Consider the following 13,752-nt stretch of genomic DNA (forward strand, 5'->3'; position numbering starts at 1 on the left):
GCTCGCCTGCGTGAGTATGTGCGCGACCGCCTCGCGGGAACTGGACGAGCCCCTCGCGGGAACCGCGGCCACCGCCAGGACGTGGCTCCTGGTGGAACAGCCGGGGCCCTGGGGCGCCAAGGCGCTGACGTCCAGCCGCCTCGACCCCGAGGTCGGCCGCGCGCTGGAGAAGGCCGCCGAAGGCACCGGTGTGCGTATCGCCCTGATCCGCCGCCCCGGGCGCCACGCGGACTGCCACACGCCGACGCGGCAGCAGGTGTACGTGGCGCACACCGTCCCGGGCCGCACCTGGTTGCGCTCCCGGGTGACGGAGGATCCCAGGGAACTGCTCGACCTCGATTTCGCGGCTCTCGGCGCGGGGGACCACGGCGGCTTCGGCACCGCGTACGCGGGCGCGCCTCTTGCCCTCGTCTGCACCAACGGCAAGCGCGACCGCTGCTGTGCCCTGCTCGGCCGACCCCTCGCCGCCGAGCTGGCCGCCACCGGTGAGGAGGGGGTGTGGGAGATCACTCATCTGGGTGGCCACCGCTTCTCCCCCACGCTGCTGGTGCTGCCACACGGCTATGCGTACGGCCGGATCGGGGCACCCGCCGTCAAGGAGATCCTCGAAGCGGTCCGCGCGGACCGTGTGGTCACCGAGGGCTGTCGGGGCAATTCCGCCTGGGAGCGGCCCGGACAAGCCGCCGAACTGGCCGTACGCACCTCGACGGGCGAGGACGCCGCCGGGGCCCTGACCGTCGCCGGGACCGACGGCACCGCCCCGCGCTGGGAAGTGACCGTGGCGCACATGGATGGACGCCGGTGGCAGGTCACCGTGGCCCAGGGCCCCTCACGACCGCCCCGCCCGGAGAGTTGCGGCGCGGCTCTCAAGACCCCGGCACGGATGGACGTGGTGGCGGTCCATCCCCTTACGGAACCCACACCGGCGTGACTCAGGGGACTCACCCCGCGGCGACTGTCGCGATCCGCCCCGCAGAGATCCGTCGCCCAGACACTGGCCTGATCCGGACCACGGTGGCTGACGAGATCCCTGCCACAGTGGCTTCGGAGTAACCCGCCACCGGCCGTACCGTTCGTACGCATGAGCCCCACCCCGTCCGCGCGACGCCTCCGTCTCGGTCTGCCGCGACGCGTGTTCTCGCAGGTACTGCTGATGCAGCTGGCGATCGCCGCCGGGGTCGCCGTACTGGCCACTGGGCTCTTTCTCGCCCCTCTCAGCGACCAGCTGGACGACCAGGCGATGCGTCGCGCTCTGGCCATCGCCCAGACGACGGCCGCCCATCCGCGGCTCGCCCAGGACCTGGAATCCTCGCGGCCCACGGCCGCGGGGCCCGTCCAACGCGAGGCCGACCGGATCCGCCGGGCCAGCGGCGCCGAGTACGTCGTGATCATGAACAAGGACGGGGTGCGCTGGTCCCACCCCGACCGGACCCAGATCGGCGAGGTCGTCTCCACCGACCCGAGCGACGCCCTCGCCGGCCACGACGTCATGGAGATCGACAACGGCACCCTGGGCCGCTCGGCCCGCGGGAAGGTGCCGCTGCGCGACGCGGAGGGCGTCATCGTCGGCGCGGTGTCCGTCGGCATCGAGTACGACAGCGTGCGGGCCCGTCTGATCCACTCCATTCCCGGACTGCTCGCCTACGCGGGCGGGGCACTCGCCGTCGGCGCGCTCGCCGCGTATGTGATCTCGCGCAGGGTGCAGCGTCAGACCCGTGACCTGGCCTTCTCCGACATCTCCGCGCTGCTCGCGGAGCGCGAGGCGATGCTGCACGGCATCCGCGAAGGGGTCGTCGCCCTGGACCGGAGCGGCAGGATCCGGCTGCTAAACGACGAAGCGGAACGCCTCCTGGGCCTCGGCGCCGAGGCCCTCGGCCGGCCGCTCGACGACGCACTCGGCCCAGGGCGTACGACGGACGTACTCGCCGGACGGGTCACCGGCACCGACCTGCTGACCGTGCGCGGCCAGCGCGTTCTGATCGCCAACCGCATGCCCACCGACGACGGCGGAGCCGTCGCCACCTTGCGGGACCGCACGGAACTGGAGCAGCTCGGCCGCGAACTCGACTCCACCCGCGGCCTCATCGACGCCCTGCGCGCCCAGGACCACGAACACGCCAACCGCATGCACACCCTCCTCGGCCTGCTGGAACTGGAGATGTACGAGGAGGCCGCCGAGTTCGTCGGCGAGGTGGCCGGCGCCCACCGCGTGACCGCCGAGCAGATCACGGAGAAGATCGGCGATCCGCTGCTCGCGGCCCTGCTGGTCGGCAAGGCGACCGTGGCCACCGAACGAGGGGTCGCGCTCTCAGTGCCCCGGGACACGGCACTGCCCGACCGGCTCATCGACCCGGGCGGGCTCGTCACGATCGTCGGGAACCTCGTGGACAACGCGCTCGACGCAGCCTCGGGCGCGGGCAGCCGCCACGCGCGCGTGGAGGTCGCCGCCCGCGCCGAAGGACGCTCCCTCGTCCTCCGGGTGCGCGACACCGGCCCCGGAGTGCCCGCCGAGCTGCGAGAGACGATCTTCACGGAGGGCTGGACCACCAAGGAGCCGCCGGCGCACGGCAAACGGGGAATCGGCCTCGCCCTGGTGCGCAGACTCGCCGAACGGCAGGGCGGCAGCGCCCGGGTCGATGAAGCCCCTGAGGGAGGCGCGGAGTTCACCGTGGTCCTGCCCGAAGCACTCACGGAACCCGCTCTTGCAGCCACGGAGGAATCAACATTGTTCGAGGGCACGGAGACGACACGGTGATCGATGTCCTCGTCGTGGACGACGATGTCCGGGTCGCGGACGTCAACGCCGCTTACGTGGCGAAGATCCCCGGCTTCCGGGTGGTGGCCAAGGCCCACGGCGCCACCGAGGCGCTGCGGCTCGTCGAAGCCGTCCCCGTCGATCTGGTGCTGCTGGACCACTATCTGCCCGACGGGACGGGGCTGTCGGTCGTACGTACGTTGCGTGAGCGCGGGCATCAGACCGACGTGATCATGGTGACCGCCGCCCGCGATGTCGCCACCGTGCAGGCAGCGATGCGGCACGGAGCGCTCCAGTACTTGGTCAAGCCGTTCTCCTACGCGGGGCTTCGGGCCAAGCTGGACGCGTATGCGACGCTGCGCCGCACCTGGGACGGCGGGGGTGAGGCCGAGCAGGCCGAGGTCGACCGGATCTTCGGCGCGCTCTCCGCGACCCCGGCGACGGAGCTGCCCAAGGGCCACTCCCCCACCACCGCGGAGCTGGTGCGCCGGGCGCTGATGGCGGCGGAAGGCCCGCTCTCCGCGCAGGAGTTGGCCGACCGGACCCGGCTGAGCCGTCAAACGGCGCAGCGCTATCTGAAACTCCTGGAGCGCACGGGCCGGGTCAGGCTCAGCCTCAAGTACGGCGACACGGGCCGCCCGGAACACCGTTACGAGTGGTCGGCCGGCGCCTAGGAGGGCCGTGAGGGCAGCCCCGAAGGGTCTCGTTACGCCGCTCCCGCGCCGGTCAGTGACCGCACCTCCGTCTCCGCGTGCTTGGCCTCGTCCGCGGGCTCACGCGAGGTCACCGTGCCGAACCAGCCCGCGAGGAAGCCCAGCGGGATGGAGACGAGCCCTGGGTTCTCCAACGGGAAGTACTGGAAGTCCACCCCCGGGAAGAGGGAATGTGGTCCTCCGGAGACCACCGGCGAGAGCACCACCAGCGCCAGCGCGGGCAGCAGCCCCCCGTACACCGACCACACCGCCCCGCGCGTGGTGAAGTTCCGCCAGAACAGCGAGTAGAGCAGCACGGGCAAGTTGGCGGACGCGGCGACCGCGAAGGCGAGGCCGACCAGGAACGCGACGTTGAGGTCGCGGGCCAGCAACCCGAGCCCGATCGCGACCACGCCGATCCCCGCCGCGGCGACGCGCGCGACGGTCACCTCACTGCACGGTTCGGCGCTGGGCCGCCGCAAGGAGGCGTACAGGTCGTGAGCGACCGACGCGGAGGACGCGAGGGTGACCCCGGCGACCACGGCCAGGATCGTGGCGAAGGCGACGGCGGCGACGATCGCGAACAGGACCGTTCCGCCCGTGGAGCCCTCGCCGCCGCCCAGGTCGAGCGCGAGCAGCGGAACCGCCGTGTTTCCCGCGGCGTTCGAACCGCGCACCGCCTCCGGGCCCACGATCGCGGCCGCCCCGAAGCCGAGCACGATCGTCATCAGGTAGAAGCTGCCGATGAGGCCAATGGACCAGACGACCGACCGACGTGCGGCCCGTGCGGTCGGCACGGTGTAGAAACGCGACAGGATGTGCGGCAGCCCCGCGGTGCCGAGCACGAGCGCGAGCCCGAGGCTGATGAAGTCGAGCCGCGCGGTCCAGTCACCGCCGTACTTCAGTCCGGGCGCCAGGAACCGCTCACCGTGTCCGCTGCGCTCGGCCGCGGCGCTCAGGAGTTGGCCGAAGTCGCCGTGGAAGCGCACCAGGACGAGCACGGTCAGCGCGACCGTGCCGCCCATCAGCAGGACCGCCTTCACGATCTGGATCCAGGTGGTGGCCCGCATCCCTCCCAACGACACGTAGACCACCATGAGCGCGCCGACGCCGACCACCGTCCAGGTCTGCGCCGCGCCGCTCGTCCCGCCGAGCAGGAGCGCGACCAGCGAGCCCGCCCCCACCATCTGCGCCACCAGGTAGAGAACGGAGACGGTCACCGAGGAAGTTCCCGCCGCGATCCGCACCGGCCGCTCCCTCATCCGTGAGGCGACGACGTCCGCGAGCGTGAACCGGCCGCAGTTGCGCACCAGTTCGGCCACCAGGAACAGCACGACGAGCCATGCGACCAGGAAGCCGACCGAGTAGAGCAGCCCGTCGTACCCGAAGAGCGCGATCAGCCCCGCGATGCCGAGGAAGGAGGCGGCCGACATGTAGTCACCGGCGATGGCGAAACCGTTCTCCATCGGGGAGAAGAGCCGCCCGCCCACATAGAACTCCTCGGCCGTACCGTGCCTGTCACGGCTCGCCCACGTCGTGATCCCCAGCGTGACGGCCACGAAAGCACCGAACAGCAGCAGGGCGAGTGTCTGGTGATCACCGGTCATCGCTCGCCTCCCTGCTCGGGCACCACACCGCACTCCCTCCGCCGCCCCAGCTCACGGCCCTGCTCCCGCGCCCTGTCCTCCCTGTCCTGCTCCCGGTCTCCGCCCTTCTCCCGCTCCCTGCTCTGCTCCCGCTTCTGCTCGAAGACGGACCACCGCAGATCGAGCGCCGCACGGTCTCTGCGCAACCGTGCGTGCCGGGCGTACGCCCAGGTCAGCAGGAACGTCGTACCAAACTGCCCGAGACCGGCCAGCAGCCCCACGTTCACCGCCCCCACGACGGGGTGCGCCATCAGCCCGGGCGCCGCCGTCGCGATCACGACGTACGCCACGTACCAGGTGAAGAAGACGGCGACCGTCGGGAAGACGAACCTCCGATATCGGCTGCGCACCTCCTGGAAGGCGTCGCCGCGTTGGACCTCCAGGTAGATGTCGGCAGCGCTCTCGCTCGCACTCCGCTGCCTGGCGGCGCTCCTCGGCGCCACCACGGCTGCCGACGCGCCCGTACCGTCCAGCTCGCTCCACCCGGAGGCGAGCGAGTCGTGCCAGGGGTCCCTCGGATCCCCGGCCCTGCGCCGGTCCGGGACGATCCGGCCCTGCTCGACATCGGGCCCGTCGCGCATCTCCACCGAACTCTCCTTGTCCGCAGCTCTGTTCGGCCGCGTGCCCAAGGATGGGCGGATCGTGTGGTTCCGAGACACTTCTCCCGGTGCTCTTCACCCCATCAGGTGAAGCTTCGTCAGGTACGGGCACGCCCCGGTGGCCTGACGAGCCCGTGGTCATAGGCGTAGCGGACGGCCTGGGCACGGTCCTTGAGGCCGGCCTTCGCGAAGAGGTTGTTGATGTGTGTCTTCACCGTCGCCGTGGAGACGTGCAGGGTGCGGGCGATCTCGTGGTTCGACATGCCCTCGGCGATCAGGACGAGCACCTCCGTCTCCCGCGTGGTCAGGTCGTCGGGCGGCTCCCCGGCGCCCACGGGTTCCGGATCCGACAGCCACTCCAGGAGCCGCCGTTGGATCCGCGGGGAGAGCCCGGCGTCACCCGAGAGGACGTTCTCGACCGCCCGCACGATCTCCTCCCCGCCGGCGTCCTTGGTGAGATACCCGCGGGCACCCGCCTTGAGCGCCGGGAACAGCGAGGCGTCGTCGGCATAGGTGGTGAGCACGACCACCTGAGTCTCGGGGTACTGGGCGCGGATACGTCGGGTGGCCTCCGCCCCGTCGCAGCGAGGCATGCGCAGGTCCATGAGCACGACGTCCGGGGCGAGCTCACCGACCAGGCGTACGGCCTCCTCACCATCGCCCGCGGAGCCGATGACCTCGATGCCGGGCAACAGCCCGAGCAGCATCACGATTCCCTCGCGCACGACCGTCTGATCGTCGACCACAATCACCCGCGCGGGTGGTCTGCCTTCCGCCGCTCGCGCCACTTCCGACCCTTCGCCCCGGGCGCCGGTGGTTCTCGCGGCGCCTTCGTTCCACGTCATGTCGGCACCTTCAGCGTCACCACGAAGCCCTCCTCGCCCGGCCCTGCCTCCAGGGATCCGCCCAGCAGCTCAGCCCGCTCACGCATCCCGAGCAGACCGTACCCGGCGCCGGAAGCGGCGAGTTCCCCCGGCGACCGCCCGCCCGAATCCCGCACGTCCAGCCGCACTTCGCGCTTCCCGTACTCCAGGCACACCTGGATCTTCGCCCCGGGCGCATGCTTGCGGACGTTCGTCAGAGCTTCCTGCGCCACTCTGCGGACCGCCTGCGACGCCTCGGCGGGCAGGGGGCGTGGCTCTCCGGTGACAGCGACCGAGGCGCGGTCGGCCGTGACCAGTTCGCGCAGGAAATCCTCGACCGGGGTCATCTCCCCGCGGAGCGCGGACAGCGCCTGTCTGGTCTCGGCGAGTCCTTCCCTGGCCATGGAGCGCGCCGCCACGACCCGGTCCAGGATCTGCTGCTTGGTCGCATCGCCTTCGATCAGCAGTCGGGCCGCCTCCAGATGCACGAGTTGCGCGGAGAGACTGTGGGCGAGCACGTCATGGATCTCGCGGGCGATGCTGCCCCGTTCGGCGAGCGCGGCCGACTCCGCCTCCGCGGCCCGCGCGGCCCGCTCCTGAACGAGCAGCCGGTGGTTGTTGCCCCGCGCCTCGGCGTCCAGCCGCAGGGTGTACCCGGCGAGCACGAGCCCGATGATGGTGAGCCCCGTGACGAGCCAGCCGTCGTCGGTGTACACAGCGTACCCGGTCATCGCCGCCAGGACGCACGGTGTGCCCGCGACGAGTGGCAGCCGCTCCATCGCGGAGACGGCCGTGCCACACCACAGCACCAGGGCCGGCACGCGCCAGCCTCCAAGATCGGCGGCAAGCGCGGCGCCTATGAGCAGCGCCATCAGCCCCAGGGAAGGCCACACGCGGTGGTCGAACGAGACGCGGAAGAACGCCCACCCCGCGCAGGAAACCGCCACCACCACGGCCAAACCGGCCGCCAGGTGCCAACCGCGGTTCTCATGGAAGGCGTCCCACATCAGGATGCCGAGGACCACCACGCGCACGATCCGGGCGAACCACAGCCTGGCAAGGCTCATGCCCGCCCAGGTCAACGCCTCTCGGGAAGGCCATCTCGTCCACCGGTCCCAGCTCACCCGGGGTCCTTCCCCATCGGCTCGTACGCCGCGTCCGCAATACCGTACGCCGGGCGTGGAGCTGCGTCGGCGAGAGCTGACATGGCTGCCTCCGTACGAGGGGAAGGAAGGGCCGATCCGAGGAACGTGAGCAGGATCGATGCCTTCGACGCTACGGAAATCGCCTGGCCGAGAGATCGGAGCAGGGGTGGATCAGAGGTGGAGCACGGGTGGAGCCGTGTGCTCCACCCGTGGGTGGAGCACACGGCTCCGTGGCGCATGGGCGGAGCGCACAGCTCCCGCGACCCGGCCGAGCCGACACGACCCCGCACCGCAGCCCGCACCGCGGGCGGCCGTCAGGCGTCGATACGCGACCGGTCCAGCGTCGCCGCGGAGCTGGTGATGAACTCCTTGCGCGGCGCGACGTCGTTGCCCATCAGCAGATCGAAGACCTGCTCGGAGGATTCGAGGTCGGAGATGTTGATCCGGCGCAGCGTGCGGTACCGCGGGTCCATCGTCGTCTCCGCCAGCTGGTCGGCGTCCATCTCGCCGAGACCCTTGTACCGCTGGATCGAGTCCTTGTAGCGCACGTTCTTGCGCTGCAGCTCCAGCAGGGTCTCCCGCAGCTCGCGGTCCGAGTACGTGTAGACGTACTTGTCCTGGCCCTTCTTGGGCTGGCTGAGCTCGATGCGGTGCAGGGGCGGCACCGCGGCGAAGACACGTCCGGCCTCGACCATGGGCCGCATGTAGCGCTGGAACAGCGTCAGCAGCAGGATCCGGATGTGCGCGCCGTCCACATCGGCGTCGACGAGCAGGATGATCTTTCCGTAGCGCGCCGCGTCAATGTCGAAGGTCCGGCCGGACCCGGCTCCTATGACCTGGATGATCGCGCCGCACTCGGCGTTCTTCAGCATGTCCGTCACGGACGCCTTCTGAACGTTGAGAATCTTGCCGCGGATCGGCAGCAGCGCCTGGAACTCGGAGTTCCGGGCGAGCTTGGCGGTGCCGAGCGCGGAGTCGCCCTCGACGATGAAGAGCTCACTGCGCTCCACGTCGTCGCTGCGGCAGTCCGCGAGCTTCGCGGGCAGCGACGAGGACTCCAGGGCGGTCTTCCGACGCTGGGCGTCCTTGTGCTGGCGCGCCGCGATGCGGGTGCGGGCCGCGGCGACGGCCTTCTCCATCACGGCACGGGCCTGGGCCTTGGCGTCCCGCTTGGTGGACGCCAGGAAGGCCTTGAGTTCCTTGGCGATGACATTGGCGACGATGCGGTTGGCCGCGGAGGTGCCGAGGACCTCCTTCGTCTGGCCTTCGAACTGCGGCTCCGCCAGACGGACCGTGACGACCGCCGTGAGGCCCTCCAGGGCGTCGTCCTTGACGATGTCGTCCTCGGCGACCCGCAGCACCTTCTGGCTGCGCATGGCCTCGTTCATCGTCTTGGTGAGGGAGCGCTCGAAGCCCGTCACGTGGGTGCCGCCCTTGGGGGTGGCGATGATGTTGACGAAGGACCTGACGGTCGTGTCGTACCCGGTGCCCCAGCGCAGGGCCACGTCCACGGCGAGCTCACGGGTGACCTCGGTGGGGGTCATCTGGCCGTGGTCGTCCAGGACCGGCACGGTCTCCTTGAAGGTGCCCTGTCCGGAGAAGCGCAGGACGTCGCAGACCGCCTTGTCCTGGGCGAGGTACTCACAGAACTCGCTGATGCCGCCGTCGAAGCGGAAGGACTCCTCACCCTTCGAACCGCCCTCGCCGAGGCCGAACTCGTCCCGTACGACGATCGTGAGGCCCGGAACCAGGAAGGCCGTCTGGCGGGCGCGCTGGTGGAGGTTCTCCAGCGACAGCTTGGCGTCCTTGAGGAAGATCTGCCGGTCGGCCCAGTAGCGCACGCGCGTGCCGGTGCCCGCCTTGGGCGTCTTCTTGGACTTCTTGAGCTTCGACGACGGCTCGAAGGGCGCCTCGGGCCCGGACTTGGTGAAGGAGCCGGGGACGCCCCGCCGGAAGCTGAGCGCGTGGGTGTACCCGGCGCGGTCCACCTCGACGTCGAGGCGGGCGGAGAGCGCGTTGACCACGGAGGCGCCCACGCCGTGCAGGCCGCCGGAGGCGGCATAGGAGCCGCCGCCGAACTTGCCGCCGGCGTGCAGCTTGGTCATGACGACCTCGATGCCCGAGAGGCCGGTCTTGGGCTCGACATCCACCGGGATGCCGCGGCCGTTGTCCCGGACCTCCACGGAGGCGTCGTCGTGGAGGATGACCTCGATGTGGTCGCAGTAGCCGCCCAGGGCTTCGTCGACGGAGTTGTCGATGATCTCCCAGAGGCAGTGCATCAGGCCGCGGCTGTCCGTGGACCCGATGTACATGCCAGGACGCTTGCGGACGGCCTCGAGCCCCTCCAGGACGAGCAGGTGCCGCGCGGTGTAGTTGGAACCGTCCCGGTCTGCTCCGGTCAGCAATGCTGTGGACGGCACGGACGTCTCGGCGGTCACGCGGTTCGCTCCTCGCTGAATTTCAAGGGGGGTCCTTTGGGGTAAGGACGCGGCTTCGGTTGCCCGTCTGAGGGTACCGAGGCCTGGTAGAGCCGTTGTCACGCCACCCGCGTCCCCGCGCAGACTAGCTGACGCTCGCATGCATGTTCGATCCCTCAATGGAGTGAAGCGCACGTCACGTTCCCTTCGAGGCATGAACCATTTAGGCTCCGGGCACGTCCTCTTGAACAACCGGCAAGCCAGCCGGAGGACACCGACCTGACAGACAGCGCGAAACCGTAAGACACGTAAGAGACGCAATACGGCACATTCGCCGCCAACCGGCAACGGACAGCCTCCTCAAAATAAATTTCGAGGAAAAGCCGCGAGCGGGAACGTTTTCGGCCTGGTTGGATGTTGACCCTGGTACGACAGCTCGTCGAGCTAGAGAAGAGGCGACGTGACTACTGTTCTGACCCCCGCGAGCCCCCTGACGGCCGCTGATCGCTGCGACCGCTGCGGCGCCCAGGCTTACCTGCGCGTCGTCCTGCTGAGCGGCGGCGAACTGCTCTTCTGCGCCCACCATGGCCGCAAGTTCGAGCCGGAACTCAAGAAGATCGCCGCTGAGATACAGGACGAGACGGAGCGTCTGACCGCCACTCCGGAGAGCGACCCCGAAGAGGAACGCTGACACCTCGCACCACGACGAGCAGCTCCGGCGAACAGGCCGGCGTACGGGCGGCCACCCCTGTCAACCAGCAGGGGTGGCCGCCCGCTCTCGTCTGTGGCCCCGTACGGGGCCACAAGGGCCCCCCTCGGCCCGGGACGGGCCTGGGGGGCAGCCCACCGCCTCCGGCGTGATCCCAGGGGCTCCACGCCTCAGGTGCGGCCGGCCCCGATCACTTTGACCGCGTCCGAGATCCGCGTGTAGACGCCGGGGCTCCCGGCGCGCCCGCAACCGCTCCCCCACGACACCAGCCCGATGAGCCGCCCCTTGGCGACCAGCGGCCCACCGCTGTCCCCCTGGCAGGCGTCACGCCGACCGTCCAGCTCCCCGGCGCACAGCATGGTCGCGGCCTCGTATTTGCCGTCAGCGCTGCCCGGGTACGCCTGCTTGCACACGGTGTCGGGCAGCACCCGCACTGCGGCCGCATGGAGCGTATAGGCGTACTGACCCGCGCCCGTGGTGTCCCCCCAGCCGTACACAGTCGCCTCCGTCCCCGCTTCGTACGCGGAGTCGCCCTGCCCCGCCACGGGGATCACGTACTTCTCCGGGAGCGGCTCGGAGAGGGTCAGCACCGCGAAGTCACCGGAGTTGGTGTATGCGTCGTACTCCGGGTTGACGCGGACCTCACGGACCGGGGTCTCCGTGCCCTCCGATGTCCGCAGGTCTCCCCGGCCGGCGATGACCTTCAGGTCCGAGATGCCGTGGAGCGGCGTACCGAGTACGTCCTTGCTCATGCAGTGGGCGGCCGTCAGGACCGTTGAGGGACCCGTCACCACGGCGCCACAGAACTGGCCCGAGCGGGTACCCCCGAACCGGTCACGGCTGGAGAGGGCCACCACCCACGGGCTCTCGGACACCTGCACCGGACTGCCCCCGATGATGACGCTGTCGGCTCTCGCGGGGGGCGGGACGGCCAGCGGCAGGGCGACGGCAGCGGCCGCCAGAGCCAGCGGCCCTCTCCACGATCGGGCGAAGGAACGGCGCATGCGATCTCCTCACTCTGGGCTGCGAACGCCCACCCAGCGTCATCCAGTGGCGCAGGCGGCGCACCCGCGCGCACACGGTCCAAAGCCCACGGACGCGAAAGGCCCGAAGCCTCGCGCTGAGGACTTCGGGCCTTTCGGTAACGCTCTGACGGCTGTCGCGGCCTAGTCGAGGTAGTCGCGCAGGACCTGCGAGCGCGACGGGTGACGGAGCTTCGACATCGTCTTCGACTCGATCTGGCGGATGCGCTCACGCGTCACTCCGTAGACCTTGCCGATCTCGTCGAGGGTCTTGGGCTGGCCGTCGGTGAGACCGAAGCGCATGGAGACCACGCCCGCCTCACGCTCGGACAGCGTGTCCAGGACCGAGTGGAGCTGCTCCTGCAGGAGCGTGAAGCTGACCGCGTCGGCCGGCACGACCGCTTCGGAGTCCTCGATGAGGTCACCGAATTCGCTGTCGCCGTCCTCACCCAGAGGGGTGTGGAGGGAGATCGGTTCACGGCCGTACTTCTGGACCTCGATGACCTTCTCCGGGGTCATGTCGAGTTCCTTGGCCAGCTCCTCCGGGGTGGGCTCGCGGCCCAGGTCCTGGAGCATCTGGCGCTGGACACGGGCCAGCTTGTTGATGACCTCGACCATGTGCACCGGGATACGGATGGTGCGGGCCTGGTCGGCCATGGCGCGGGTGATCGCCTGACGGATCCACCAGGTGGCGTACGTGGAGAACTTGTAGCCCTTGGTGTAGTCGAACTTCTCGACCGCGCGGATCAGACCGAGGTTGCCCTCCTGGATGAGGTCCAGGAAGAGCATGCCGCGGCCGGTGTAGCGCTTGGCCAGGGAGACCACCAGACGGAGGTTGGCCTCCAGGAGGTGGTTCTTGGCGCGGCGGCCGTCCTCGGCGATGATCTCCAGCTCACGCTTGAGCTTCGGCGCGAGCTTGTCGGCGTTGGCGAGCTTGTCCTCGGCGAACAGGCCGGCCTCGATGCGCTTGGCGAGCTCGACCTCCTGCTCGGCGTTGAGCAGGGGGACCTTGCCGATCTGCTTCAGGTAGTCCTTGACGGGGTCGGCGGTGGCGCCGGCCGCGGCGACCTGCTGGGCCGGCGCGTCGTCCTCGTCCTCGTCGGAGAGTACGAAGCCCTGGGCGCCTTCCTCGGCCGGCTCGCCCTCACCGGGCTTGCCGGCGGCGGGTGCCTCGTCAGTGGCCTCTTCGTCCAGGAGCTCGTCGGCGTCCTTCTTGGAGGTGGCCTTCTTGGCCGTCGCCTTCTTGGCGACGGTCTTCTTCGCGACGGCCTTCTTGGCCGTCGCCTTCTTGGCGGCGACCTTCTTCGCGGGCGCGTCCTCGGTGGTGCCGTCCGCGGACGGCGCGCCGGTGGCGGCGGTGGCGGTGGGCTTGACCGTGGTGGTCTTGGCCGCGACCGTCCTGGTCGCGGTGCGCTTGGCCGGGCTCTTCGCTGCGACGCTCTTGCGGGGGCGCTTGGGCTCCGCGGCACTGACCATCAGCGTCACACCCTCTTCCTCGAGGATCTGGTTGAGGCTGCGCAGAACGTTCTTCCACTGAGTGGCCGGAATCTGGTCAGCTTCGAAGGCACGACGCACGTCATCGCCGGCGATCTGCCCATCAGCCTTTCCCCGCTCGATGAGCGCCATGACAGAGACGGATTCGGCGATCTCCGGCGGGAGCGTACGGGATGTGCTGGCCGACACGAACAACCTCTCGGAACGTTGGAAAACGGCTTCCGGCTCCGTCCACTGTGGACCGGAGCCGACGACCGGCGGCTGGGGATTCGGGCCGACGGCGCGGGCGGGGGCCGGGGAGTCACACAGCGTCGCGAACGACCGCTGCATTCCCTCCTCGGCTATCACCTCTTAGGTCATCGCGCTGTTCCTTCGAGCGTTACGCCCAATCTACGTGGCCCGAGTCACAC

The 13,752-nt window shown here is 69.9% G+C and carries 11 protein-coding genes; 4 read left to right on the forward strand and 7 right to left on the reverse strand.

What is annotated here, in order from left to right; genetic code table 11:
• The first annotated feature begins 10 nt into the window (after positions 1-10).
• From ACZ5GP_RS32290 to ACZ5GP_RS32300, 3 genes are all read left to right on the forward strand, one after another.
• Positions 11-931 (forward strand): sucrase ferredoxin, encoded by a 921-nt coding sequence (locus ACZ5GP_RS32290; protein WP_468754220.1) that lies wholly within the window; start codon positions 11-13, stop codon positions 929-931.
• Positions 932-1,081: 150 nt separating this feature from the next.
• Entirely contained in the window at positions 1,082-2,755 is a 1,674-nt protein-coding gene (locus tag ACZ5GP_RS32295) for a sensor histidine kinase (RefSeq protein WP_468754221.1), read from the forward strand.
• Positions 2,752-3,429: a response regulator gene (locus tag ACZ5GP_RS32300; protein WP_468754222.1), complete on the forward strand. Its 678-nt coding sequence runs from the start codon at positions 2,752-2,754 to the stop codon at positions 3,427-3,429. The genes ACZ5GP_RS32295 and ACZ5GP_RS32300 overlap by 4 nt, the downstream gene beginning before the upstream one ends.
• A 32-nt stretch (positions 3,430-3,461) precedes the next feature.
• Here ACZ5GP_RS32300 and ACZ5GP_RS32305 read toward each other — a convergent pair whose 3' ends face one another.
• The 5 genes from ACZ5GP_RS32305 to ACZ5GP_RS32325 all read right to left on the reverse strand — a co-directional run bounded on the left by ACZ5GP_RS32305 (position 3,462) and on the right by ACZ5GP_RS32325 (position 10,138).
• Positions 3,462-5,054 (reverse strand): solute symporter family protein, encoded by a 1,593-nt coding sequence (locus ACZ5GP_RS32305; RefSeq protein ID WP_468754223.1) that lies wholly within the window; start codon positions 5,052-5,054, stop codon positions 3,462-3,464.
• The gene (locus ACZ5GP_RS32310) at positions 5,051-5,674 is read right to left on the reverse strand and encodes a DUF485 domain-containing protein (RefSeq protein ID WP_468754288.1); all 624 of its coding nucleotides are present in this window, start codon (positions 5,672-5,674) and stop codon (positions 5,051-5,053) included. The genes ACZ5GP_RS32305 and ACZ5GP_RS32310 overlap by 4 nt, the downstream gene beginning before the upstream one ends.
• 116 nt (positions 5,675-5,790) lie before the next feature.
• A complete protein-coding gene (locus tag ACZ5GP_RS32315) occupies positions 5,791-6,537 on the reverse strand; it encodes a response regulator transcription factor (RefSeq protein WP_468754224.1) in 747 nt (248 codons plus the stop codon).
• Entirely contained in the window at positions 6,534-7,679 is a 1,146-nt protein-coding gene (locus ACZ5GP_RS32320; protein WP_468754225.1) for a sensor histidine kinase, read from the reverse strand. The genes ACZ5GP_RS32315 and ACZ5GP_RS32320 overlap by 4 nt, the downstream gene beginning before the upstream one ends.
• Positions 7,680-8,014: 335 nt before the next feature.
• Positions 8,015-10,138: a DNA gyrase/topoisomerase IV subunit B gene (locus ACZ5GP_RS32325; RefSeq protein WP_468754226.1), complete on the reverse strand. Its 2,124-nt coding sequence runs from the start codon at positions 10,136-10,138 to the stop codon at positions 8,015-8,017.
• A 439-nt stretch (positions 10,139-10,577) separates the two neighbouring features.
• Here ACZ5GP_RS32325 and ACZ5GP_RS32330 point away from each other — a divergent pair, with 439 nt between their 5' ends.
• Positions 10,578-10,808 (forward strand): DUF7455 domain-containing protein, encoded by a 231-nt coding sequence (locus tag ACZ5GP_RS32330; protein ID WP_468754227.1) that lies wholly within the window; start codon positions 10,578-10,580, stop codon positions 10,806-10,808.
• A gap of 188 nt (positions 10,809-10,996) precedes the next feature.
• On the opposite strand, the gene ACZ5GP_RS32335 is transcribed toward ACZ5GP_RS32330, so the two are convergent.
• Both ACZ5GP_RS32335 and ACZ5GP_RS32340 read right to left on the reverse strand, forming a co-directional pair.
• Positions 10,997-11,830 (reverse strand): S1 family peptidase, encoded by an 834-nt coding sequence (locus tag ACZ5GP_RS32335; RefSeq protein ID WP_468754228.1) that lies wholly within the window; start codon positions 11,828-11,830, stop codon positions 10,997-10,999.
• A 162-nt stretch (positions 11,831-11,992) separates the two neighbouring features.
• Complete coding sequence (locus ACZ5GP_RS32340; protein ID WP_468754229.1) at positions 11,993-13,531, reverse strand: RNA polymerase sigma factor; 1,539 nt, start codon at positions 13,529-13,531, stop codon at positions 11,993-11,995.
• Positions 13,532-13,752: the final 221 nt, after the last annotated feature.

Source organism: Streptomyces sp. NPDC031466 (assembly GCF_055581265.1).

Coding starts and splice junctions, on each gene's coding strand:
- ACZ5GP_RS32295 (WP_468754221.1), top strand. CDS start 1,082: ATGAGCCCCACCCCGTCCGCGCGACGCCTCCGTCTCGGTCTGCCGCGA.
- ACZ5GP_RS32305 (WP_468754223.1), bottom strand. CDS start 5,054: ATGACCGGTGATCACCAGACACTCGCCCTGCTGCTGTTCGGTGCTTTC.
- ACZ5GP_RS32310 (WP_468754288.1), bottom strand. CDS start 5,674: ATGCGCGACGGGCCCGATGTCGAGCAGGGCCGGATCGTCCCGGACCGG.
- ACZ5GP_RS32315 (WP_468754224.1), bottom strand. CDS start 6,537: ATGACGTGGAACGAAGGCGCCGCGAGAACCACCGGCGCCCGGGGCGAA.
- ACZ5GP_RS32335 (WP_468754228.1), bottom strand. CDS start 11,830: ATGCGCCGTTCCTTCGCCCGATCGTGGAGAGGGCCGCTGGCTCTGGCG.